Source organism: Bifidobacterium pullorum subsp. saeculare, assembly GCF_016899725.1.
Lineage (GTDB): Bacteria > Actinomycetota > Actinomycetes > Actinomycetales > Bifidobacteriaceae > Bifidobacterium > Bifidobacterium pullorum_C.
Genome location: NZ_JACLYU010000127.1, coordinates 1 through 508, shown reverse-complemented (window position 1 = coordinate 508; position 508 = coordinate 1). Strand labels below are relative to the sequence as shown.

The window sequence follows — 508 nt, the reverse complement described above, 5'->3', positions numbered from 1 at the left end:
ACAATATAGTTCTCGTCCTCGTCCATGAGGTAGCCGTACACTGGCTTGCTGGTAACGGGCTTGCCGCTCATGCCTTTTGCTCTCTTAACTGCCTTGATTTTCTTGCTCGTATCTCTCACCAGCCATTCGTTGAACAGATTTCGCAGAGGGGTAAAATCGTTGTCCATGCCGCCGTTTGCGCTGTCCACATTGTCGTTGACAGCGATAAAACGCACGCCCTTTTGGGGGAACAGCATTTCCGTGTAAAATCCCACCTGCAAGTAGTTTCGCCCTAACCGGCTCATGTCCTTGACAATGACCGTACCCACTTTCCCGGCTTCAATGTCTGCAAGCATGGCTTGAAAACCGGGCCTTTGAAAGTTCGCGCCGGAATAGCCGTCGTCGGTGTACCAGCGCAGGTTGGTAAAGCCATTTTGTTTTGCAAAGGTTTCGAGTATCCTTTTTTGGTTCGATATGGAATTACTCTCGCCTTGCAAGTCGTCCTCATGGGACAATCTCGGATAAAGGG

1 protein-coding gene is annotated in these 508 nt (G+C 50.2%); it reads right to left on the bottom strand.

Annotation, left to right across the window (positions count from 1 at the left end; all coding sequences use genetic code 11):
* The coding region (locus tag H7U32_RS09785) for a recombinase family protein (RefSeq protein ID WP_440201457.1) at positions 1-476 on the bottom strand (476 nt) is incomplete at its 3' end.
* Positions 477-508 lie beyond the last annotated feature (32 nt).